20 protein-coding genes are annotated in these 22,438 nt (G+C 61.8%); 9 read left to right on the top strand and 11 right to left on the bottom strand.

Going from position 1 to position 22,438, the window contains the following annotated elements; genetic code table 11:
* Positions 1-75 precede the first annotated feature (75 nt).
* Together DFO46_RS05500 and DFO46_RS23845 are read right to left on the bottom strand one after the other, a co-directional pair.
* Complete coding sequence (locus tag DFO46_RS05500; protein ID WP_110790763.1) at positions 76-675, bottom strand: SCO family protein; 600 nt, start codon at positions 673-675, stop codon at positions 76-78.
* Positions 676-805: 130 nt separating this feature from the next.
* Positions 806-961, bottom strand: a complete 156-nt coding sequence (locus tag DFO46_RS23845) for a hypothetical protein (RefSeq protein ID WP_165826175.1) — start codon at positions 959-961, stop codon at positions 806-808.
* 135 nt (positions 962-1,096) lie between these two features.
* Here DFO46_RS23845 and DFO46_RS05495 point away from each other — a divergent pair, with 135 nt between their 5' ends.
* The 4 genes from DFO46_RS05495 to DFO46_RS05480 all read left to right on the top strand — a co-directional run bounded on the left by DFO46_RS05495 (position 1,097) and on the right by DFO46_RS05480 (position 5,102).
* Entirely contained in the window at positions 1,097-1,888 is a 792-nt protein-coding gene (locus DFO46_RS05495) for a DUF2189 domain-containing protein (protein ID WP_120276610.1), read from the top strand.
* 237 nt (positions 1,889-2,125) lie between these two features.
* The gene (locus DFO46_RS05490; protein ID WP_245422602.1) at positions 2,126-4,045 is read left to right on the top strand and encodes a HAMP domain-containing methyl-accepting chemotaxis protein; all 1,920 of its coding nucleotides are present in this window, start codon (positions 2,126-2,128) and stop codon (positions 4,043-4,045) included.
* A gap of 1 nt (position 4,046) precedes the next feature.
* Positions 4,047-4,511, top strand: a complete 465-nt coding sequence (locus DFO46_RS05485; protein WP_062278961.1) for a chemotaxis protein CheW — start codon at positions 4,047-4,049, stop codon at positions 4,509-4,511.
* Between the two features lie 228 nt (positions 4,512-4,739).
* Positions 4,740-5,102 carry a hypothetical protein gene (locus DFO46_RS05480; RefSeq protein ID WP_110790765.1) on the top strand — a complete coding sequence of 121 codons (363 nt, stop codon included), beginning with the start codon at positions 4,740-4,742 and terminating at the stop codon, positions 5,100-5,102.
* A gap of 80 nt (positions 5,103-5,182) precedes the next feature.
* On the opposite strand, the gene DFO46_RS05475 is transcribed toward DFO46_RS05480, so the two are convergent.
* The gene (locus DFO46_RS05475) at positions 5,183-5,671 is read right to left on the bottom strand and encodes a CreA family protein (RefSeq protein WP_110790766.1); all 489 of its coding nucleotides are present in this window, start codon (positions 5,669-5,671) and stop codon (positions 5,183-5,185) included.
* Between the two features lie 46 nt (positions 5,672-5,717).
* Positions 5,718-6,362, bottom strand: a complete 645-nt coding sequence (locus tag DFO46_RS05470) for a 3'-5' exonuclease (RefSeq protein WP_120278150.1) — start codon at positions 6,360-6,362, stop codon at positions 5,718-5,720.
* Positions 6,363-6,614: 252 nt separating this feature from the next.
* Here DFO46_RS05470 and DFO46_RS05465 point away from each other — a divergent pair, with 252 nt between their 5' ends.
* From DFO46_RS05465 to DFO46_RS05445, 5 genes are all read left to right on the top strand, one after another.
* Positions 6,615-7,154: a GNAT family N-acetyltransferase gene (locus tag DFO46_RS05465; RefSeq protein WP_120276608.1), complete on the top strand. Its 540-nt coding sequence runs from the start codon at positions 6,615-6,617 to the stop codon at positions 7,152-7,154.
* A 170-nt stretch (positions 7,155-7,324) separates the two neighbouring features.
* Positions 7,325-9,418: a DEAD/DEAH box helicase gene (locus DFO46_RS05460; protein ID WP_120276607.1), complete on the top strand. Its 2,094-nt coding sequence runs from the start codon at positions 7,325-7,327 to the stop codon at positions 9,416-9,418.
* Between the two features lie 163 nt (positions 9,419-9,581).
* Positions 9,582-10,451: a TIGR02587 family membrane protein gene (locus DFO46_RS05455; protein WP_120276606.1), complete on the top strand. Its 870-nt coding sequence runs from the start codon at positions 9,582-9,584 to the stop codon at positions 10,449-10,451.
* Positions 10,452-10,461: 10 nt separating this feature from the next.
* Positions 10,462-10,872 carry a TIGR02588 family protein gene (locus DFO46_RS05450; protein WP_120276605.1) on the top strand — a complete coding sequence of 137 codons (411 nt, stop codon included), beginning with the start codon at positions 10,462-10,464 and terminating at the stop codon, positions 10,870-10,872.
* A gap of 235 nt (positions 10,873-11,107) precedes the next feature.
* The gene (locus DFO46_RS05445; RefSeq protein ID WP_183041841.1) at positions 11,108-11,962 is read left to right on the top strand and encodes a GGDEF domain-containing protein; all 855 of its coding nucleotides are present in this window, start codon (positions 11,108-11,110) and stop codon (positions 11,960-11,962) included.
* 1 nt (position 11,963) lies between these two features.
* Here DFO46_RS05445 and ligA read toward each other — a convergent pair whose 3' ends face one another.
* The 7 genes from ligA to ftsZ all read right to left on the bottom strand — a co-directional run bounded on the left by ligA (position 11,964) and on the right by ftsZ (position 22,389).
* Complete coding sequence (gene ligA / locus DFO46_RS05440; RefSeq protein ID WP_120276603.1) at positions 11,964-14,132, bottom strand: NAD-dependent DNA ligase LigA; 2,169 nt, start codon at positions 14,130-14,132, stop codon at positions 11,964-11,966.
* 77 nt (positions 14,133-14,209) lie between these two features.
* A complete protein-coding gene (locus DFO46_RS05435) occupies positions 14,210-15,031 on the bottom strand; it encodes an endonuclease/exonuclease/phosphatase family protein (protein WP_110790773.1) in 822 nt (273 codons plus the stop codon).
* Positions 15,032-15,102: 71 nt separating this feature from the next.
* Positions 15,103-16,551: a cardiolipin synthase gene (gene cls, locus DFO46_RS05430; RefSeq protein WP_120276602.1), complete on the bottom strand. Its 1,449-nt coding sequence runs from the start codon at positions 16,549-16,551 to the stop codon at positions 15,103-15,105.
* Positions 16,552-16,612: 61 nt separating this feature from the next.
* A complete protein-coding gene (gene recN, locus DFO46_RS05425) occupies positions 16,613-18,286 on the bottom strand; it encodes a DNA repair protein RecN (RefSeq protein WP_120276601.1) in 1,674 nt (557 codons plus the stop codon).
* Positions 18,287-18,319: 33 nt separating this feature from the next.
* Positions 18,320-19,186: an outer membrane protein assembly factor BamD gene (locus tag DFO46_RS05420; RefSeq protein WP_110791013.1), complete on the bottom strand. Its 867-nt coding sequence runs from the start codon at positions 19,184-19,186 to the stop codon at positions 18,320-18,322.
* A gap of 235 nt (positions 19,187-19,421) precedes the next feature.
* Positions 19,422-20,378, bottom strand: a complete 957-nt coding sequence (lpxC, locus tag DFO46_RS05415; RefSeq protein ID WP_120276600.1) for a UDP-3-O-acyl-N-acetylglucosamine deacetylase — start codon at positions 20,376-20,378, stop codon at positions 19,422-19,424.
* Between the two features lie 262 nt (positions 20,379-20,640).
* Positions 20,641-22,389 (bottom strand): cell division protein FtsZ, encoded by a 1,749-nt coding sequence (gene ftsZ, locus DFO46_RS05410; RefSeq protein ID WP_120278149.1) that lies wholly within the window; start codon positions 22,387-22,389, stop codon positions 20,641-20,643.
* Positions 22,390-22,438 lie beyond the last annotated feature (49 nt).

The raw sequence follows: 22,438 nt of genomic DNA, 5'->3' as shown, positions 1-22,438 counted from the left end.
CTCGGACGTCTGAAGGTCAGGCGTTGCGGTACAACGCAATGGCCGCCAAGGCAACCGCCGCAGATGAAGGGCGGATCAGCCCTTCATCAGGTTTTCGAGCTTCTTCACCGCCGTATCGGGGTTTTCGCCGTAAGCGATCGTACCCTTGAAGCGTCCGTCCGCATCGAGCAGGAAAACGGACGCCGTGTGATCCATCGTGTAATCGCCATCAGGCTTGCTTTCGTCGAGCGGCACCTTCTTGGCATACACGCGAAACCCCTTGATGACCTCCGCGATCTTCGCCGGCTCCCCGGCAATGCCGGTCACCCGATCGGTGACATTGGAGATGTACTGGCCGAGGAGCTGCGGCGTATCGCGCTCGGGGTCAACGGTGACGAAATAGGCCTGCAGGCCCTTCGCGTCGGGATCGACCTTTTTCAGCCAGCCATCAAGCTCGAACAGTGTGGTGGGGCAGACTTCGGGGCAATGGGTAAAACCGAAAAACAAGGCCGTGGGCTTGCCACGAAAGGCCTGTTCACTGATCGGCTGGCCGTTCTGGTCGACGAGCTGGAACGGAACGCCGAACGGCGCTTCTGCAATCTTCTCGCCGGACTGCGTAACAGAATAGGTCAACCAGCCGAGCGCACCGGCCATGAGAATGACGGCGGCCCACAAGACGATGCGAATGGTTTTCATGAACGAAAATCCTTGGCGACAAAAAATTCCAATGTCGAGCCGGATAGTCCGAAGGCGGCGCAAAAGCAATTCAACTTCAAGCGACGACGCAGTCAGCGCCAATTTGTCACGGCGACTACGCTTCTTCCGCTCAGAAGCAGTATGCCAGACCGGAATCGATCAGCGACAGAAAAATCTCGCTGCCGAAGCGCATCCAACCGAGGAAGATCAGGAACGCGGCAAGAAGACCGGCAAGCCCAAGGGCTGCCAGCGGAAGATGCCGCGACCTGTGTTCCGAATGGATCATGGTCTCAACATACCGCATTTGCAGAGACAAGACACGTCCTTTCGCAGCCGGAAGCCGACCACTTGACGGATATCAAGGAAGGGAATCACCTTTTGCTGACACATTGTCGCAGCACCAGCGTCTTGGGAGGGACAGATGGAACAGCAAGCGGTCAAGGACGGCTCCGTGCCGAAATTCCGGATCAACCGACTGACCTTGGAGGATGTCGGTAGCGCCTTCGCGGATGGCATGCGCGATTTCCGCACCTACCCTCTTTTCGGCCTGTTCTTCGGCGCGATCTATGCACTCGGTGGGGTCTTCATCGCTGTGATGCTCGCCTATTATCATCTGCCATGGATGATCATCCCCGTCGCCATTGGCTTTCCCCTTGTCGGTCCCTTCGTCGCCGTCGGGCTTTACGAGATCAGCCGGCGTCATCGCGCTGGTGAACCCGTTGGCTGGAAAGCGATCCTGACCGAGGTCTTCCGGCAGAGAGAGCGCCAGCTGTCATGGATGGCCTTCGTCGTGCTGTTCATCTTCTGGATCTGGATCTATCAGGTCCGCCTGCTGATGGCGCTGCTGCTCGGCTTCCGCATTCCGGCAACGCTCAACGCCTTTGTCGACCTTGTTCTGACGACGCCTCAGGGTCTGACCTTCCTGGCGATCGGCACCGTCGTCGGCGCCGTCCTTGCAACGATCCTGTTTACGGCCACCGTGATCTCGATGCCGCTGCTGCTCGATCACGATCCGGATTTTGTCACCGCCATGCTGACCAGCCTCAGGACCGTCATCGAAAACCCGATCCCCATGCTGGCCTTCGGTCTGATCGTTGCCGTCGCCGCTTTTCTGGCGCTGCTCCCGATGTTCGCCGGGCTTCTGGTTGTCCTGCCGATTGCCGGTCACGCGACCTGGCACCTCTACAGGCGGGCAATTTCAACATCGCCATGACGAGAATTGATCGAGCGGCCTACAACGGTAAATTAAATTAGCTTAGGTTTAACTATAGCGTGCGATTCTGCCGCAGCGTCGTGGCCCGCACCGCCACACGGACATGACCGTCCTCAGGTCTTCACACCTGATCTTCGCATGACACGACAACGGCAGATGCCTGCCGGACCGAGCCTGGGGAGATACAGCTTGTTGAACTACATTACGGGAAAGAACCTGTCGGTCAGACAGCGCCTGATGACACTAGGCGCAGCCGCAGTGTTCGGCATCGGCTCCATGCTGGCCGTCGGCTGGTACCAGAATGCGCAGCTCAACCTCTCCCTGGAACGGGCCATCGCGGTGAAAGCCGAGGTCGAGAAGGTCAACGAGATGCGGCTGGCCAATGCCAATCTCGTCCTGGCCGCCATGGACACGATCATCGATCGCGGCGAAGGCAGTATCCAGCCCGAGCGCATTGAGATCATCAATGCCGCAGGAGACATTCTCGTTGAAGGCAGCGCCACGCTCAAATCCATCGCGGTAGAAGCCGGTGCGGCTGGCGAAGCGGGAACCTACGACCAGGATCTGCAGGCCGTCCTCCAGGCCATCAAGGTCGACCTGAAGCGAATGGTCGAGACCGGCGCACCGGAGGCGGACTATGCCGCAATCGATGACGCCATCGATGGTGCGGGCGAGCGACTGGGAACCACGCTGAACAATGTCTCCGCCCTTGGCGGCAACATTGTCGAAGAACGCGTTGCAGAGGCCACCCAGCGCAGTGCCGAGGCCCTCTATGTTCAGTTGCTCCTGGGCGTAATTGCGTTCATGACCGTGCTCAGCCTGCAATTCATCCATGGCAATTCGATCGCCAACGGCATCCGCGCGGTTGCCCGCAGCATGCAGCGGATCGTCGACGGCGATTATCAAGCCGCCATCGAGGCCACGGAGCGCGGCGACGAAATCGGCCGCATGGCCAATTCGGCCGACATCTTCCGACAGGCAGCCATCGAAAAGCAGGAACTCGAGGAGCGCACCCGCAGCCAGCGGCTGCAGGACGAAAGCGAACGCGAGCGCCGCATGGCCGACGCGGAATCCGATACGCGCGCCCTCAAGCAGGCTGTCGATGCGCTTGGCGATGGCTTGAAGAAACTTTCGGAAGGCGACCTCTGCGCCGCAATTGGCGCCGCCTTCCCGCCGGATCTCGAAGGCCTGCGCCACGACTTCAACCAGGTCGCGACCAACCTGAAGAAGGTCATGACGGAAATTTCCAGCAACAGCAGCTCGATCCACGCCAACAGCCAGCAGATGCGCAGCGCCGCCGACGACCTCGCCCGCCGCACCGAACAGCAGGCTGCCTCGCTGGAGGAAACCTCGGCAGCCCTCTCCGAAATAACCCAGACCGTCAAAACCTCGACCGAACGCGCCGAGGAAGCCAGCCACATGGTCGACAATGCCAAGGACTATGCCGAGAAGTCCGGCGAAGTCGTCAATGATGCCATGGCCGCAATGAACCGCATCGAGGATGCGACCGGCGAGATTGGCAAGATCATCAATGTGATCGACGAGATCGCCTTCCAGACCAACCTCTTGGCTCTTAACGCCGGCGTCGAGGCCGCCCGCGCCGGGGAAGCCGGCAAGGGCTTTGCCGTCGTCGCCCAGGAAGTCCGCGCGCTCGCCGGCCGCGCCGCAGAGGCCGCCCGCAATATCAAGACACTCGTCACAAGGTCGAGCGAGGAAGTGCGCAGCGGCGTCGATCTGGTCACCGCCACGGGCCAGGCTCTGCATCGCATCGGCGAAGATGTTTTACGAATTAACGAGCACGTTAAGGCAATCGTTACCAGCGCGCGTGAACAATCAGTGGGACTGAGCGAGATCAACTCGGCCGTCGGACAGATGGACCAGGTCACGCAACAGAATGCGGCAATGGTGGAGCAGACCAACGCGGCATCCCATACTCTAGCCAGCGACGCCGAGAACCTCTCGCGACTGGTCGGACAGTTCAAGATGACCTTGGGCGAGACTGCTCATGCAAACGCTTGGGAGCCGGCTGCCGCCTCAGCTCCCGCAAGACCCTCTCCCGCGCGCGCTCTGATCAACAAGGTGGCGGGAACATTCAATCGAACGGCCTCGGCATCCGCAAGCGGTGCCGCTGCAAAAGAACACTGGGAAGAGTTCTAAGATGAGCAATGCTATCAAACAGTCGGGTGCGTATCTCGAAATCGTGTCCTTCCATCTCGGCGATCAGGAATTCTGCATCGACATCATGGCGATCCGGGAAATCCGCGGCTGGGCACCGGTCACCCCGATGCCGCATACACCGCCCTACGTGCTCGGCCTGATCAACCTGCGCGGCGCCGTCATCCCCGTCATCGACATGGCCTGCCGTCTCGGCATGAAGATGACCGAGCCGTCGGAACGCGCCGCCATCATCGTCACCGACATCGCCGGCAAGCTGGTGGGCCTTCTGGTCGAACAGGTCTCCGACATGATGACGATCCGCTCGGAGGATCTGCAGCCGGCACCGGAAATCATTCCGGAAGCCCAGCGTGCCTTCTGCCGCGGCATCGTGGCGCTCGAAAAGTCGATGGTCTGCTTCCTCAATCTCGACACCGTCATCGCCGACGAACTCGCTCAGGCCGCCTGAGCCGCTTCTCTTCCCAGAACATGGACCCCGGATTTCGGGGTTCATGTCTCAATGTTTGCACCGCGGTTGGGCACGCTTCCAATCGCGCTTTTGGCGTTTGCCGACTGAACGCCACACATGTTTTTTTAAAACAGTATCTTTTGTAATGGAACCGGTGGCAGCATCGCGCGTTTCTCCATTACTTCCGACGAAGCGGAAGTTTCTGTAAGGAAACCAAGGAGAAATACTATGAATTCTGCAGTAAAGATCGCGCTCGCCGGTGCCATGTCTATCGCGTCCTTCTCGGGCGTTGCACTGGCTCAGACCGCTGACCCGATGGTCGATGCGACCACCACCACGAATTCGACGGCCGCCATGACTGACGGCGTCAGCATCATCCGTCTCGACAGCCTGGACAACGACCAGGGCCGCCAGGAACACACCCGTCTTGAAAAGATGGTGAACGACCAGGCCGCCATGTCGAAGGCCCAGTCTGACGTCAGCGCCGACCCGGCTGTTGGTGAAGCCCTGAAGGCTCAGAGCATCGAAGCCACCAACGTCATCTCCGTTGAAACGGCAGCCAATGGCGGCAAGATCGTCTACGTCCGTTAATCAACGAGACGCGCAAAAGCCCCGCAAGCTGAAACGCTGCGGGGCTTTTTTGTTTTTTAAGTCGGCATCGCGGCAACGGCTTATTGCGGTTTTCCGTTCGTCCAGGTGACATTCTGGTTGAACAGAGGCACCGTCGAAATCGACATCTTCGCCGATCCTTCCACCACCTGACGCGAATGTGCCAGATAGATCAGCGTGTCGTTCTTCTTGTCATAGATGCGGTTCACGACGAGCGACTTCCAGATGATGGAACGCCCTTCGCGGAACACCTCTTCGCCCTCTTCCGACAGATCGATCTGGCCGACCTCGATCGGCCCCGTCTGCCGGCAGGCGATGGAATTGTTGGAGGGATCCTCGAACCAGTTTCCGTTGCTCAGGCGGTCGATGATCGACCGGTCGAAATAGGTGACATGGCAGGTCACACCTTTCACGTCCGGATCTGTCACCGCTTCCACGACGATGTCGTTGCCGACCCAGTCGACGCCGACCTTGCCGACGACCTCGGCCAAAGCGGGACCCGCGATGCCGGCTGTGAGAGCAGCGATGAAAAACAGTCGACGCGGAGACATGGCCTCACTCCTTTGTGATCGATAGACTTCTAGATAAGACGGCGATTCAGCCTTGCAAGGCGACGGCCGTTTTCTTTGGCTTGCGTGCAAACGAGCACGCGTCGTAACCGCTGCGATGAAGCCGACCGGGATTGAGGGCAAGCCGGGTCGCCAGATCCATCAAGCCGCTCGCACCCGCCTGACCCGCCATGGCGAGGCAGGCCTGTGCGCAGATCCGCGCGTCTTCAGCCGCATTGTGATGCTGGAAGGAGAGGCCGAGATGTGCGGCGAGTACATTCAGGCGATGCGATCCGAGATCCGGCCAGTGACGCTGCGCGAGCTTGACGCTGCAGAGATAGGAGAACTCGGGATAAGGCATTCCGTAAAAGTCGAGACTGGCGCGGATGACCGAGAAATCAAATGCCGCGTTATGGGCAACCATGACAGCCCCCTCGAAGTCGCCGAAGAACTCCGCCATGACCTCGGGGAACTCCGGTGCGAAGGCAACATGCTCAGGCCTGATGCCGTGGATAGCGGTATTGAAGGGCGAGAACCGGTTGCCGGGTGGACGAATCAAACGCTCCTCGACCCTCACCACAACGCCATTCTCGATGAAGGCAAGGCCGACAGAACAGGCACTCGCCCGAGCCTCGGTGGCGGTTTCGAAATCGATGGCGATCGCGCGCTCTTGGAACGATGCAGGGCTGGACATGCAACCGGCATAAACCGCCGGGCGGATTCGGGCAACCGCCCCGACGCTTGACAATGGAAAGCTCTGTCTGCAGCTTGAACCCATGACCTTTGCGATCTCGATCCACCTCGTGACCATGATGACCGTCGCCCTTGATCAGGGCGCTGGGCGTGTCTCGACGGTCTGATCGACCGCAAGTCATCCCCCGGCAACCCTGCGAGACAGCCGGGGTTGCAGGAACCGGCTCTCTCCATTGACTGAAAGTCAGAGCCAATGCACGCACCCGCCACCCCTCCTCCCGTCTCGTCGGCAGCCTCCTGGCCCGAAGGCCTGGTCATCCGCTCCGCCACGCCAATCGACGCCCAACAGATTGCCGATTTCCACAACCTGCCGGGTTACCGAAGCGGCACCCTGCGCCTGCCCTACCAATCGGCGGATGAAGTCCGCCGCTACCTCGAGCAGCCGATCAACGGCAGCATGAACCTTGTCGCCGTCGTGGATGATCTGATTGTCGGGGATATCGGCCTCATCCGCGCAAACGGACGCCGATCCCATGCGGCCATGGTCGGCATGGGCATCCATGACAGGTACCACCGCCGCGGCATCGGCCGAGCCCTGCTCGGAGAGGTCATCGCGATTGCCGATCAGTGGATCGGTTTGCACCGCCTGGAACTGACCGTCTTTTGCGACAACCAGGCTGCCATCGCACTTTACCAGTCCTTCGGTTTCGAGACGGAAGGCGTCCACCGGGCCTTCGCCTTTCGCGACGGTGCCTATGTCGATGCCTTTGCCATGGCGCGCCTCAGGATGTGAAGCCGGAGGAAGCCCGCCCCGTCAGGCGGGCCTTTCACCATATCCGGCCTTTTCGCCCCGGCCCCCTGTACTTTTGCGGAGGTTCCAGATAGGAACGGCGCCAACATACCCGCACTCGGCGGGCGCGGAGCCTGTGCCCGCACCATCCATCACTTTCGAAAGACAAACCGATGACCAATTTTGACGCCATCGTCCCGGCGATTGCCGAGGCCTTGCGCAAGCGTGGCTATGAGACGCTCACCCCCGTTCAGGAAGCCATGATCGACCCCGAACTTCTGGGCCGCGATGCGCTGGTCTCTGCACAAACCGGCTCCGGCAAGACGGTGGCCTTTGGTCTCGCCATGGCTCCGACGCTTCTCGAAGGCGAATCTCGCTTCGGCCGCGCCGGAAAACCGCTCGCGCTTGCAATTGCGCCGACCCGCGAACTGGCCATGCAGGTGCAGCGCGAGCTGGAATGGCTCTATGCCGAGACCGGCGCCATCATCGGCTCCTGCGTCGGCGGCATGGATATCCGCAACGAACGCCGTGCGTTGGAACGCGGTGCCCATATCATCGTCGGCACGCCGGGCCGTCTGCGCGACCACATCACCCGCCGCGCGCTTGATTTGTCCGAACTGAAGGTCGTCGTCCTCGACGAAGCAGACGAGATGCTCGATCTCGGCTTCCGCGAGGACCTCGAATTCATCCTGGAAGAATCGCCGGACGATCGCCGCACGATGATGTTCTCGGCCACCGTGCCGCGCTCCATCGCCGATCTTGCCAAGAGCTACCAGCGCGACGCCCGCCGCATCGAGACCGTCTCGGAAAAGAAGCAGCACGTCGACATCGAATACCGCGCTCTGATGGTTGCCAATCCCGACCGCGAGAACGCCATCATCAACGTGCTGCGCTTCTATGAGGCCCGCAACGCCATCGTCTTCTGCTCGACCCGTGCGGCCGTCAACCACCTGACGTCACGCCTGCACAATCGCGGCTTCTCCGTCGTCGCGCTCTCCGGTGAACTGTCGCAGAACGAACGCACACACGCGCTGCAGGCCATGCGCGACGGCCGTGCCCGCGTCTGCATTGCAACCGACGTCGCCGCCCGCGGCATCGACCTACCCGGCCTCGAACTCGTGATCCACGCCGATCTGCCGACCAATTCCGAAACCCTTTTGCACCGCTCGGGCCGTACCGGCCGCGCTGGCAACAAGGGCGTCTCGGCGCTCATCGTGCCCAACAGCGCCCGCCGCAAGGCCGAGCGCCTGCTGGGCGGCGCCAATGTCCAGGCCGCCTGGGCGCTGCCGCCGTCGGCCGACGAAGTCATGGCCCGGGACGACGAGCGGCTGATGGCCGATCCGTCGCTGACCCAGCCGATCGGCGAGGACGAAAGTGCCATGGTCGCGACCCTGCTTGAAACCCACGGCGCAGAACAGGTCGCCGCCGCGTTCCTCCGCCTGCAGCGCGGCAATCGCTCGGCACCGGAAGACCTGATCCCGGTCAATCCCGAAGCCGTGCGCAAGCAGCGCGAACCGGATTACGCCAACCCGTCGAGTGCAGCGACCAAGCCGCGCAGCGAATTCGGCCCCAGCGTCTGGTTCTCGGTCTCCGTCGGCCGTCGCCAGAATGCCGAGCCGCGCTGGCTCATCCCGATGCTCTGCCGCAACGGCAACATCACCAAGAACGAAATCGGCGCGATCAAGATGCAGCCGGAAGAGACCTTCATCGAGATCTCCGAAAGCGGCCTAGACACCTTCGTTGCAGCGCTTGGCCCGAATTCGGCCCTGGAGCGCGGCATCACCGTGCAGCGCCTGCCCGGCATGCCGAACTTCAACGCCGCCCCGAAGGAACGCGCCGCGCGCCCGCCGCGCGAAGAGGGCGAACGCCAGCCTTACGCCGACAAGAAGCCTTACGGCGAGAAGAAGGCCTACGGTGACAAGAAGCCTTACGGGGAGAAGAAACCCTTTGGCGACAAGAAGCCCTACGGCGACAAGCCTGCCTATGGCGACAAGAAGCCCTATGCCCGCAAGGATGAGGCCCCGGCACGCGCACCGCGCGATGCCATGGCGGCAACCGACGCCGAAGTCTGGGGCGATGCACCGGCCAAACCCGCATTCAAGAAGCCGAAGAACGCGTCCAATGCCTGGGACAAGTCGGCCAAGCCCGACTGGGGTGGCAAGCCCAAGGGTGACAAGCCTGCCTATGCCGGCAAGCCGAAGGGCAAGTTCGACGACCGGGGCGCCGCTGGCGGACCGAAAAAGAAGACATTCAAGCCGAAAGTCTGATCGGATCCTTGCAGGCCCCATGAGGGGCCTGCCCGCCCCTGCCTTCCCCGCCGCCTGACCCGGTTTAATCCACCAAACGGTGCCAGAACCAAACTTTGGCCCTGCAGCCATGGAACAACACATTTCCCTCCCGCATTGTCGGCGGGCATGGGAAGGTGGAACAATGGCATCGACAGCAATTCGGCAGACGACGAGCACGGACGTCGACGCGTTCGTGAGAGGCATTGCCCGCGGATTTGCCGGCGCCCTGCTCTTTTCCATTCCCATGCTGATGACCATGGAAATGTGGTTCCTCGGCTTCTACATGTCGCGGGAACGCCTCCTCCTCCTGCTGGTCCTCAACATCCCCCTCCTGCTCGTGTTGTCGCACCGGATCGGCTTCGAACACACGGCCACCTGGGCGCAGTCGGCGCGTGACGCCATCGTCGCCTATGGCATGGGCATCATTGCCAGTGCCGCCTTCCTGGTCCTGCTCGGCGTCATCACGATCGACATGCCCGTCGACCAGTGGATCGGCATGGTGGCGATCCAGGCCGTCCCCGCAAGCATCGGTGCCATGCTCGGCCGCAGCCAGCTGAGCATGTCCGACGACGACGATGAAGACGACGAGGGCGAAGACGACCAGGACGAAAAGTCAGGCACCGGATATGCGATGGAGCTGTTCATGATGGCGGTCGGCGCCCTCTTCCTGTCGCTGAACCTCGCTCCGACGGAAGAGATGATCGTACTCGCCTACAAGATGACGCCCTGGCATGCCCTCGCGCTCGCGCTCGTCTCCATCCTCCTGATGCACGGCTTCGTCTATGCGCTTGCGTTTCGCGGCGGCCACACCCTGGAGAAAGACCAGCCCCGCTGGCACGCCTTCATCCGCTTCACTTTGCCGGGCTACATGGTGGCGCTCACCGTGAGCCTCTACGCGCTTTGGACGTTTGAGAGGCTGGACGGCATGGCGAGCGTTGAAGCCCTGCTGGTCGTCATCGTGCTGGCCTTCCCCGCCGCCATCGGGGCGGCCGCTGCCCGCCTCATTCTGTAAGGAGCTCGAAATGTCCCCGTCGCGTTTGAGCAGCAATGCCGAAAAATCCCGTCCACACTGGGTCGAGTGGGTGACAGGACTCGTCTCGCTCGCCGCAATCTGTGCCGTCATCGGCTGGCTCGTCGTCGATATCTGGACCGCCGAGGATCGCCAGCCGGAACTCGTCGCCCATGTCGTTTCGACCGAGAAGGTCACCTCAGGTTGGCAGGTCGTCTTCGAACTGCGAAACACGGCGACGCTTGCCGCAGCCGGCGTCGAGGTTCGGGCGCAACTCCTCGACAAATCCCGGCTCGTGGAAGAGGCGGAGGTGACGTTCGATTATGTCGCTGCGGGATCGCTCTCGCGCGGCGCCGTCATCTTCGAAAATGATCCTTCGACGCTCACGCTCAGCATACGCGCTGTCGGTTTCACAGAGCCATAAATGCAACCGGCCGGATTTGGCAATAACGCAATCTTAGGTTACGTTTTCACCAAAGCTTAATTTTTAGAAGGATAAATTCAACACACGCGGAAAGGGCACTCAATCGACCCGACGCGACTTTACGGTAGAATTACACATCCGCTTGCCTATAACGCTAGACGAAGGACTGCAGCCACCATGGCCGACAGTCTTTTTCTGGCATGAATTATTTCAGAAACCTGGTCGGAAACCGATGTTGAAGCAACATATTGAAACCTGGGTGATCCGCGACATCGGTTTGACGGAATTCGACCATTGGGCACCCGTAATTCGATTTGGCAATCGGCTCTCCATTCGCGTATCGATCATTGCCTGCATCATGGTGGCGGCCATGCTGGTCTGCTTGTGGTCTCTCAATGTCCTGCGCAATCCATTGTTGCATGACATTACCATTGGTTGCGCAATCACGGTCATCGTCGCCTACAGCCTGACCATGCTTTCCTCGATGTATATGGGTTATGCCGTCATTCACCTTGCCCGGACGCGGCGGGAATTCCAGCAGATGAGCCGCACGGATATGCTGTCGGGCCTGCTCAATCGCCGCGCCTTCATCGAGGATATTTCGCGCGTCGAACACGGTCACCTGCTCATCCTCGACATTGATCGTTTCAAGCAGATCAACGATCGCTACGGCCATCTGGCGGGCGACGATGTCATCATCGCGGTGGCGCAGACATTGCGGGAAACCATCAAGGCACCGCATCTGGCGGCCCGCGTCGGCGGCGAGGAATTTGCCGTGCTCTTCTGCGGTCTCGACCACGGCGAAATGATGCAGATTGCCGAGAAGCTGCGCCGCATGGTGGCGGGTCGGCTGATCGACAGCATGCAGCAGACGATCTCCGTGACGGTTTCCGGCGGCATTGCCGACTTTACCCCCACCCGCGACTTCTCGGCCGTCTACGCCGCCGCCGACCGCGCCCTTTACCTCGCCAAGACCTCCGGCCGAAACCGCCTTCATCACGAGCGGGATCTCGGGCGCAGCCCCCAGCAGGAACAGTCGATCTACGGCACCCTCGCCGACCGTGGCGACGCCGCCTTTACTGCGGCGTGACCTAGCCGCCGATCAGCGCCAGCCATTCGTCTTCAGTCATGACGGTAACTCCGACTTCGCGTGCCTTGTCCAGTTTGGAACCCGCTCCGGGACCGGCCACGAGATAATCCGTCTTCTTGGAAACAGATCCGGCAACCTTGGCCCCAAGCGCCTCTGCACGGGCCTTGGCTTCGTCACGCGTGAAGCGCTCAAGCGAACCGGAGAACACAACGGTCTTTCCCGCAACGGGGCTGTCGCTGGCAACAGGCGCTTCGGCATCTTGCGGGCGCACTTCAACCAACAGGCGCTGCACAACCTCCAGATTGCGCGGCTCCTTGAAGAATTCGACGATCGAGGCGGCCACCACTTCACCGATCCCCTCGATCGCATTCAACTCGTTCCAGGCATCGCCGAACTTCGGCGCTGCGCGTTGCATCGCCTCGGCAAAGGCCGGGTACGAGCCATAGGAGCGCGCCAAAAGCTTGGCCGTCGTCTCGCCGACATGGCGGATACCAAGCGCGAAAATGAAGCGGTTGAGCGCAATCTCACGCCGCGCGTCGATGGCGTCGAACAGCTTGCGCACGCTGACCCGACCGAAGCCTTCAATATTCTCCAGCTTGGTCAGCGATCGCTCCTGGCGCTCCTTAAGCGTGAAAATGTCAGGTGCTGTTCGGATCATCAGAGCCGGATCTTCGCTTTCAAAGAAGAAGTCGACCTGCTTTGTCCCGAGCCCCTCGATATCGAAGGCATTGCGCGAGACGAAATGTTTGATGTGTTCGACCGCCTGCGCCCGGCAGACGAAGCCGCCAGTACAACGCGTGACGGAATCGAGCTTGCCGGTTTTCTCGTTCTTCTCCCTGACGGCATGACTGCCACAGACCGGGCACTGTGTCGGAAACACATACTTCGCCGCCCCCTCGGGCCGCTTCTCCATCACTACATCCAGCACCTGCGGAATGACGTCGCCGGCGCGCTGCACGATCACCGTGTCGCCGATGCGGATGTCGTGGCCGTCCTCGCGGATCCGCTGGCCGGCATTGCCGATGCCCTCGATGTAATCGGCATTGTGAAGCGTCGCGTTGGTCACGACCACCCCACCGACGGTCACCGGTGTCAGGCGTGCGACCGGCGTCAGCGCCCCCGTGCGTCCGACCTGGATGTCGATGGCTTCGACGGTCGTAAAGGCCTGTTCGGCTGGAAACTTGTGTGCGGTCGCCCAGCGCGGCGAGCGCGAACGGAAACCGAGCCGGGCCTGCAGGTCGAGCCGATCCACCTTGTAGACGACACCATCGATGTCGTAGTCGAGATCGGCCCGCTGGAGGCCGATGTCATGGTAATGTGTAAGGATCTCCTCGACCGAACCCAGACGCCGCGTCAGCGGATTGACCGGGAAACCCCAACGGCGAAAGACGTCGGTCATGCCCGACTGGGTCTCGGCCGGCATGACGCTCATCTCACCCCAGGCATAGGCGAAGAAGCGAAGCTTCCGGTTGGCCGTTACCTTCGGGTCGAGCTGGCGCAGTGACCCCGACGCCGTGTTGCGTGGGTTCACATAGGTCTGCTTGCCCTCCGCCTCCATCTGCGCGTTGAGCGCCAGGAAGTCGGACTTCGCCATATAGACTTCACCGCGCACCTCGACCACGTCGGGCGCGTCAGCCGGCAGTTCGACCGGGATTTCCTTGATCGTCAGGATGTTGGCCGTGACGTTTTCACCCGTCGTGCCGTCGCCGCGGGTCGCGGCCGTCACCAGTCTGCGGTTCTCGTAACGCAGCGACATCGAGAGTCCGTCGATCTTCGGCTCGGCGGTAAAGGCGATGGAACCGTCAGGCATCTGACCGAGGAACCGATAGACCGAGCCGACGAAATCCTGCACGTCCTCGTCGGAAAAGGCATTGTCGAGCGACAGCATTGGCCGGGCATGCACGACCTGGGCGAAGATGCCGGCGGGGGCCGCCCCCACACGCTGCGACGGACTGTCGGTGCGCACCAACTGCGGGAACTGCGCCTCGATCGCGTCGTTGCGCCGCTTCAGGGCGTCATAGTCGGCATCGGTGATCTCCGGCTGGTCCTTGCCGTGATACAGCGCGTCGTGATGGGCGATCTCGGCCGAAAGCCGTTGCAACTCGGCCTTGGCCTGGTCTTCCGTCAGGTCTTCGACTGCGATTGCGCCAATGCCCAAATCCGTGCTCATGCCGTCCTCCGAATGCGTGTTTCGTCGGTCTTAATCGAATTTTGCGGAATGAAAAGCGGCGTGACGCACGCCGGCCGTCAATCCCCCAGCCTGTTCGGATCCACCCGCGCCGTCAGCGGCAGATGATCCGATGCCACCCGCGCAAGCGGCGTGTCATGCACAGTGACATCGGTGATCAACCCTGTCCTGTTCGCCATGATCCGATCCAGCGACAGAACCGGCAGCCGGGCCGGAAAGCTTGGGATCGGCGGTGGCAGCGGCCCGAAGACCGGCTCGAGCTTGGTCAGGGCCGAACCCGGCCCCAGCCGCCATTCGTTGAAGTCGCCCATCAGAAGCGTCGGTCGCTCCTGGCGAGACTGCAGCATGTCGAGGATCACATCGGCCTGCTGTCGCCTTGCCCATCGCATCAGGCCGAGATGGGCGGCAATGACGCGCAGACTGGAGCGCCCTTCCCGTCCCTGCAATTCGATCTCCGCCACCAGCGCCCCGCGCGGCTCAAGACCCGGCAGCGACACCTGATGCACGTCCTCGACAATCCCCTCGCGAAACAACAGGACATTGCCACACCAGCCATGCGATTTCGTGCCGCCCATCACAGGCACCGGCAGAAGCCCCGTCTCCAGCCGAAGCCGGTTGAGATCGAGAAGGCCGGACCGCTCGCCAAAACGCTGGTCGGCCTCCTGCAGCGCAATGACGTCGGGGCCGATCTCCCTGATGACATCGATGATCCGACCGGGATCGAAGCGTCCGTCGGTCCCCACGCATTTGTGCACATTGTAGGAGGCAACCGTCATCACACCATTGCCACCCTCGACCGCACTCGCACCGTCCGGTCGCTGACGGCGGTTGCGGAAGGAGGTCATCATCGTGCGCGCCAGGCTCGGTCTGCTCGTCTTCATGGGACCCCTTCGGTTGTGCGTCGACAGACGCAAAGGCTGAAATGTCAGATGCCGCCGGCCGGCGACATCTGTCAGAGATAGGGCGATCCGAGCCAGAATAAACGGTCAGTGAATCGCAGCCAGAAAGGACGCGCCTTCAGCACATCAGTCGTCAATTCCGTGGCCGTCTGCAGAGTGAGATCGATCCGCTGGCCGATCCGGTCCGCGAGATCAGAATCATAGACCTCGAGATCGATCTCGAAATTGAGCCTGAGCGAGCGCGAATCGAGATTGGACGAGCCGATGAAACACCACTGCTCGTCGACGACCAACAGCTTCGAATGGTCGAACGGCCCGTCCGCCATATAGATCCGGCAGCCCTCCCGCAGAACCTGATCAAACTGCGCGATCATGGCACGCGCCACAATCGCGAGATTGTTCTTGGCGGGTATGACGATCTCCACCTGCACGCCGCGTCGAGCGGCCGTATTGAGCGCAGCGAGAAAGGTGTTGTCCGGCAGGAAATACGGCGAGACAATCCGGATTGTCCGCTCGGCGACGGAAAAGGCGCCCATCAGCAGCCGGTGATTGGTCTCAAGATGCGCATCGGGACCGGAGACGACCGCACGCACGGCCGTTCCCTCGCCCGGCGTTGCGCCTTCCAGCCGAATGCTCCAGTCCGGTGACAGAAGCACTTCATTGGTCTCGAAATGCCAGTCCTCGGCCGCCACCGCCAAAATATCGGCGACGACAGGCCCGGTAACTCGAAAATGCGTGTCCCGCGCCGCCTCCGGACCGGTAAAGCCCGCTCGAATGTTCATGCCGCCGACAAAGGCAACGGCACCGTCCACGACGAGGATCTTGCGATGGGTGCGCAGGTTTGCATAAGGCAGGCGCAGGCCCATGATGACCTGACCGTTGAAGCTCGCAACCGGAACGCCGCCGTCTTCCAGATAGCCGATGATGCTCGGCACACTGTAACGGGCGCCGACGGCATCGACGAGCACGCGCACGCTCACCCCACGGCGATGGGCGGCAATCAGGCAGTCCGCCACGCGCAGACCCACCGCATCGCGGTCGAAGATATAGGTCTCGAGGATGACGCTGCAGACAGCACCGTCAATCGCCGCGCACATGGCGTCGAACGTCTCCTCACCGGTGGCCAGAAGCGTGATGCTGTTGCCGGAAGACAAAGGATGCCGCGTCACGCGGTCGCCGAGAAGCTTCATCTGTCCGAATCGCGGCCCGAACTCGGCAATCACCTGTTCCCGGCTGATGGCGAATTGCGAAAGGCTCCGCCAGATCTCGTCGAGCGCCAGCGCACGTCTCGAGATGAGCGACTTGCGCCGGATACGGTTGATGCCGACCACGGCATAGATCAGTGCCCCGACCAGCGGTGAAAGAATGATCACGCCGACCCAGCCGAGAGCGGACCGGACCTCGCGCTTGGTCATGGCCGCATGGATGGCTGCGGCCGTGCCGAACACGACGGACAGCACGGCGAGAGTCTCGGCCCAGTAGGTCTCGATCACGGCAAACATGATGGTCCAGCGAAACAGTTTCCAGGAAACAATGCAACGAAACGCGGTGCGATCGGTTCGATCACGCCTCGCCTGCGAGAAGTTTGGCAGCTGCGGCGCGGGCTTCCTCGGTGACCGAAGCGCCAGCCAGCATGCGCGCGATCTCCTCGCGCCGATGTTCCGGCTCCATCACGGCAACCCGGGTGGCGATCTTGTCGCCCTGATCGCCCGCTGGCCCCTTGGAGATGAGGAAATGGGTCGAGGCCCGCGCCGCCACCTGCGGTGCGTGGGTGACAGAAAGCACCTGCACCCGATCCGCCAGCCGCTTCAGCCGCTGGCCGATGGCATCCGCCACCGCACCACCCACGCCTGTGTCGATCTCATCGAAAACCAGGGTTGGCGCAGAGCCGCGATCGGCAAGCGCCACCTTGAGCGCCAGAAGGAAACGCGACAGTTCACCGCCCGACGCCACCTTCATGATCGGTCCCGGTCGCGTGCCCGGATTGGTCTGGACGTGGAATTCGACAGTGTCGATGCCCTCGGCAGAGGCAGCCTCGGCATCCGTAGACACTTCGACCATGAAACGCGCGCGCTCCAGCTTCAGCGCCGGCAGCTCCTGCATCACCGCATCGGCAAGCGCCGATGCCGCATGGCGGCGCTTGTCGGAAAGCTGCAGAGCGAGATGATCGTAATGCGCCCGCGTCTCGCGGACGGCGGCTTCGAGCTGTCCGAGGCGCTCCTCGCCAGCGTCGAGATCGGCCAGATCGGTCACCATCTTTTCGGCAAGTGCCGGCAGGTCGGCAACAGCCACGGCATATTTGCGGCCCGCAGCACGAAGGGCAAACAACCGTTCTTCGACCCGCTCCAGTTCGCGGGGATCGAACTCGGTCCGCCTCAGCGCGGCCTCCACCTCCATCTGCGCCGAAGACAGCGTGTCCAGCGCGGAGCCTAGGAGATGCACGGTCTCTTCCAGCAGACCGGGCGCCTCATGGCTCTTGCGCTCCAGCCTGCGCATCAGCGAGGCGATATGGGGCACTGGCGAGGCATTGCCGTTCAAGAAGTCGGAGGCTTCCGAAATGTCGCCGGCGATTCGCTCGGATTTCTGCATGCGCGAACGACGCTCGGCGAGTTCATCCTCTTCGCCGTCCTGCGGCGAGAGCGCCTCCAGTTCCTCGACGGAAGCGCGCAGATAATCGGCCTCGCGCGCTGCAGCCTCCACCTTGGCTTTGTGGGTCTTGAAGCTGCGCTCGGCATCGCGCCACCGGCGATAACTTTCACCCAGCGTCACCACCTCGTCAGTGAGACCTGCAAAGGCGTCGAGCAGCATGCGGTGGGCGTCGATATCGGTCAGTGCCCGGTCGTCGTGCTGGCCGTGGATTTCAACCAGCAACTGGCCGACCTGCCGCATCAATTGCACGCTGACCGGCTGGTCGTTGATATAGGCGCGTGTGCGGCCATCGGCCGACTGGACGCGCCGGAAGATCAAGTCGCCATCGTCATCGACACCATTGCCCTTGAGCAGTGCGCGAGCCGCGTGACTTCCTGAAACGTCGAAGACCGCCGTGACCTGTCCCTTGTCCTCGCCATGACGGACGAGCGAACCATCACCCCGGCCACCAAGGGCCAGGGACAAGCTGTCGAGCAGAATGGATTTGCCGGCGCCCGTTTCGCCGGTCAGCACGGAGAGGCCGGTTTCGAAAGCAAGATCCAGCCGTTCGATCAGGACGATATCACGGATCGACAGCTGGACCAGCATGGGCTCAGGATCTCACTTGCGAACGAAGGGGCCTCAGGAGCCGGTCAGCAGCTGCTTGCCGGCGCGTGCGATCCAGGAACCGGCGTTTTCACGCGGCTCGAGGCCACCCTTCTGCAGCAGCTGGTAGGAATCGGCATACCACTGGCTGTCGGGGTAGTTGTGACCCAGTACGGCAGCGGCCGTCTGCGCTTCCTGCACTACGCCCATGGCATAATAGGCCTCGACCAGACGTGCCAGCGCCTCTTCGATCTGGTTGGTATTCGGATAACGCTCGACGACCACGCGGAAGCGCTGGATCGACGCGAGATATTCCTTGCGCTCCAGATAGTAGCGGCCGACCTGCATCTCCTTGCCGGCGAGCTGGTCGCGGGCGAATCGGATCTTGGCCTGAGCATCGTCGACATATTCGGAGTTCGGGAACTCGTCGACAACGCGCTGCATCGCCTCGATCGTCTTGACCGAATTCTTCTGATCCTGCGTCACGCTGGAAATCTGCTTCCAGTAGGACAGGCCGACGAGATACTGCGCGTAAGCGGCATCTTCCGACTTCGGATAGAGGTTCATGTAGCGGTTACCGGTCGCAATCGCATCGGCATAGCGGCCGAGGCGATACTTGGTGAAGGTGCTCATCACCAGAGACTTGCGCGACCATTCCGAGAACGGATGCTGGGCGTCGACCGCATCGAACTTGCGCGCAGCTTCGCTCATGTTGCCCGCCTTGATATTGGCGAGGCCCTGATTGTAGAGCACCTCCGGCGGATCGGTTTCTGCCGCAAGCTTGGTGATGTCGATATCCGGGTCCGACTGGCAGCTGGCGAGAACGCCTGCAACCGACATCAAGACGCAGAGGCCTGCAACACGCACGGCTTTCTTCACAACGACCGACCCTACATGACTCATTCGAAAGATCCCGATTGCAGCGCCGCCCATGAGCCGTCGCTTTCAGATGGCGTTTCTAGCCGCAAAAGCAGCATTAGGGCAACGCAGTGATGATGATTTAGCGCATTTTTGTGACGCGCGCTGGAGAAAGTCGCGATCGCGCCAGACTTGGACGACCGTTGCACCGCAGAAACGACAACGCCGGCTCCCAGAGAAAGCCGGCGCAGACAAGGTCGCAATTGCATGGACGTGTCGATCACGCAGTCCAGGGAGCAAATTCCGGAACCTGGACCGGCACGAATTCACGCGCCCGGACCTTGAGGTTGCGGCTCGGAGCCTCGACCACTTCGTAAGCCGTCGGATCGCTCAGCAAAGCCTTCAGCGCATTGGCATTCAGCTTGTGGCCGCCGCGATAGGAGCGATAGCAACCGATGAACTGGGCACCGGCCAGCGCAAGATCACCGACGGCGTCCAGCGTCTTGTGACGGACGAATTCGTCCTTCTCGTAACGCAGGCCTTCGACATTGATAACGGTGTCGTCGTCCGAGATGACGACGGAATTCTCCAGCGACGAGCCAAGTGCGAAGCCGGCGGCCCAGAGACGTTCGACATCGCGCATGAAACCGAAGGTGCGGGCACGCGACAGCTGCGTCTTGAAGGTCTCGGCATTGAGTTCACCCGCCCAGCTCTGGCGGCCGATCAGCTTGCTGTCGAAATCGATCTCGACCTCGAATCGGGTCCCATCATACGGACGGAATTCAGCCCAGGACGATCCGGCCTCGATGCGAACAGGCTTGGTCACGCGGATATAGCGGCGCTTGACGCCGAGATTGGTGATCCCAACCTGCTCGATGGCGTCGATGAACACTTCCGAGCTGCCGTCCATGATCGGCATCTCCGCACCGTCCACCTCGATCACGAGATTGTCGAGACCGAGCGCGTAGATGGCGGCCATGACGTGTTCGATGGTGGCGATGGAACGGGCGGGATTGGTGCCGAGAACGGTGCAAAGGTCGGTATTACCGACATGGGCCGACACCGCGCGATATTCGCTGGTGCTACCGTCATCATGCTGCCGGACGAAGGTGATGCCGCTGCCGGCTTCTGCCGGGAGGAACGTGATCGTCACGTCGCGGCCCGAATGAACCCCGATCCCTGTCAGCGAAAGCGGCGCTGCGATCGTGGTCTGAAATCCGAGCAAGGCAATTGCCATTCCTGTTGTCCTGATCTGCGAGGCGCCGGAGCCGAAGCCCTCACATGCGCCGAAGTTTACCTGAGGAGAACCTAAAACATGGCCCTGTTTCGATTTCATACATACGAGTGTCCGGCGTCATTACCAAATCACTGTTTCTTTCGCTGTGTAACGAAGTCAACCAACTGAAATTCGTCAAGAATTTCGCTCAGGAAAAGCCGCCCGAAAACGACAGAACCCGGGCTGCGAGCCCGGGTCCGGAAGCATGCAATTGAGGCGAGCCTCAGTTGGTCTGGCGGCGCAGGAAGGCCGGGATTTCCAGCTGGTCGTCTTCGCTCGTGGCGCGAGCCGGCGTTGCGCGACCGAGGTCGTCCAACTGGCCGCGACGCGGTGCGTAGAGGCTGGCCTCGGCGGAGAGCGGGCGGCGCTGCTGCGACGATGCAGCCGGAGCAGAACCCGTCATGTCGCCCATCGAAGGCTCTTCCTCGTGCTGGCGGCCGAGCGAATTGGTGATTCGCTTCAGCAGGCCCATCGGACCACGATCATCCTGGGCAGCAGGTGCGGCAGCATGGGCGCGGTGATCGATTTCAGCACGCAGCACCGGCGGGAAGTCTTCCACCTTGGGCATGCGGACCGGTTCGGCCATGCGGGGCTCCGCAACAACAGGTGCCGGCGCGACAGGCGCCTGCATGACGGGTGCCGGCTGCTGCATCATCGGAGCCGGCTGGCTCATGACGGGAGCCGGAGCAACCGGCTGCATCATCTGCGGGGCCGGAGCGGCTTCCTGTGCCGGGGCGGCGAACAGCTTGCTGGCCGGGCGGAATTCCGGCTGGGCAGCGGGCTGCGGCTGCTGGTTCATGGCCGACTGGCGGGCAACTGCGATTTCGAGTTCACGTTCCATCTCGGCTTCAGCGGAACGAATGGTGTCTGCGACCGGATCCATGGTCGGCTTGGGGGCCTGCGCCATTGCAGGCTGATATGCGGCCGGTGCCGGAGCAACGGCCGCGGAGGGACGCATAGCAGGCTTTGTCAGCGGTGCGGCCTCGAAGCCCTTGGAAGCCAGAGCCGCGCGGTCGATGCCGGTCGCAACGACCGACACGCGGATGATGCCTTCGAGCGCTTCGTCGAAGGTTGCACCGAGGATGATGTTGGCGTCCGGATCGACTTCCTCGCGGATACGGGTCGCGGCTTCGTCAACTTCGAACAGGGTCAGGTCACGGCCACCGGTGATCGAGATCAGCAGGCCCTGGGCGCCCTTCATCGAGGTTTCGTCGAGCAGCGGATTGGCAATCGCGGCTTCGGCGGCCTGCATGGCGCGGCCTTCACCCGATGCTTCGCCGGTGCCCATCATCGCACGACCCATTTCGCGCATGACGGAACGGACGTCAGCGAAATCGAGGTTGATGAGGCCTTCCTTGACCATCAGGTCGGTGATGCAGGCAACGCCCGAATAGAGCACCTGGTCTGCCATGGCGAAGGCGTCGGCAAAGGTGGTGCGATCGTTGGCGATGCGGAACAGGTTCTGGTTCGGGATGACGATCAGGGTATCGACGGACTTCTGCAGTTCCTCGATGCCGGATTCGGCAAGCCGCATGCGACGCTGGCCTTCGAAGTGGAACGGCTTGGTGACGACGCCGACGGTCAGGATGCCCTTGTTGCGGGCGGCCTGGGCGACGACCGGGGCGGCACCAGTGCCGGTACCACCACCCATGCCGGCGGTGACGAAGCACATGTGGGTCCCGTTCAGGTGATCGATGATTTCATCGATGCATTCTTCGGCAGCAGCGCGGCCGACTTCCGGCTGCGAACCGGCGCCGAGGCCCTCGGTGACGTTCACGCCGAGCTGGATGATGCGCTCGGCCTTGGTCATGGTCAGCGCCTGGGCATCCGTGTTGGCGACGACGAAATCGACGCCCTGCAAGCCAGCGGTGATCATGTTGTTGACGGCATTGCCGCCACCGCCACCGACACCGAACACGGTGATGCGTGGCTTCAGCTCAGTGATGTCTGGCTTCTGCAACTTGATGGTCATGGTACCCGTTCCTTCTTTTTCCGGCCGCATCGCCAAGCCGGCCATGTCA

Source organism: Rhizobium sp. AG855 (genome assembly GCF_003610655.1).
Taxonomy (GTDB): Bacteria; Pseudomonadota; Alphaproteobacteria; order Rhizobiales; family Rhizobiaceae; genus Allorhizobium; species Allorhizobium wuzhouense.
The sequence above is the reverse complement of the archived record's forward strand: the minus strand, read 5'-3'. Positions and strand labels throughout refer to the sequence as shown.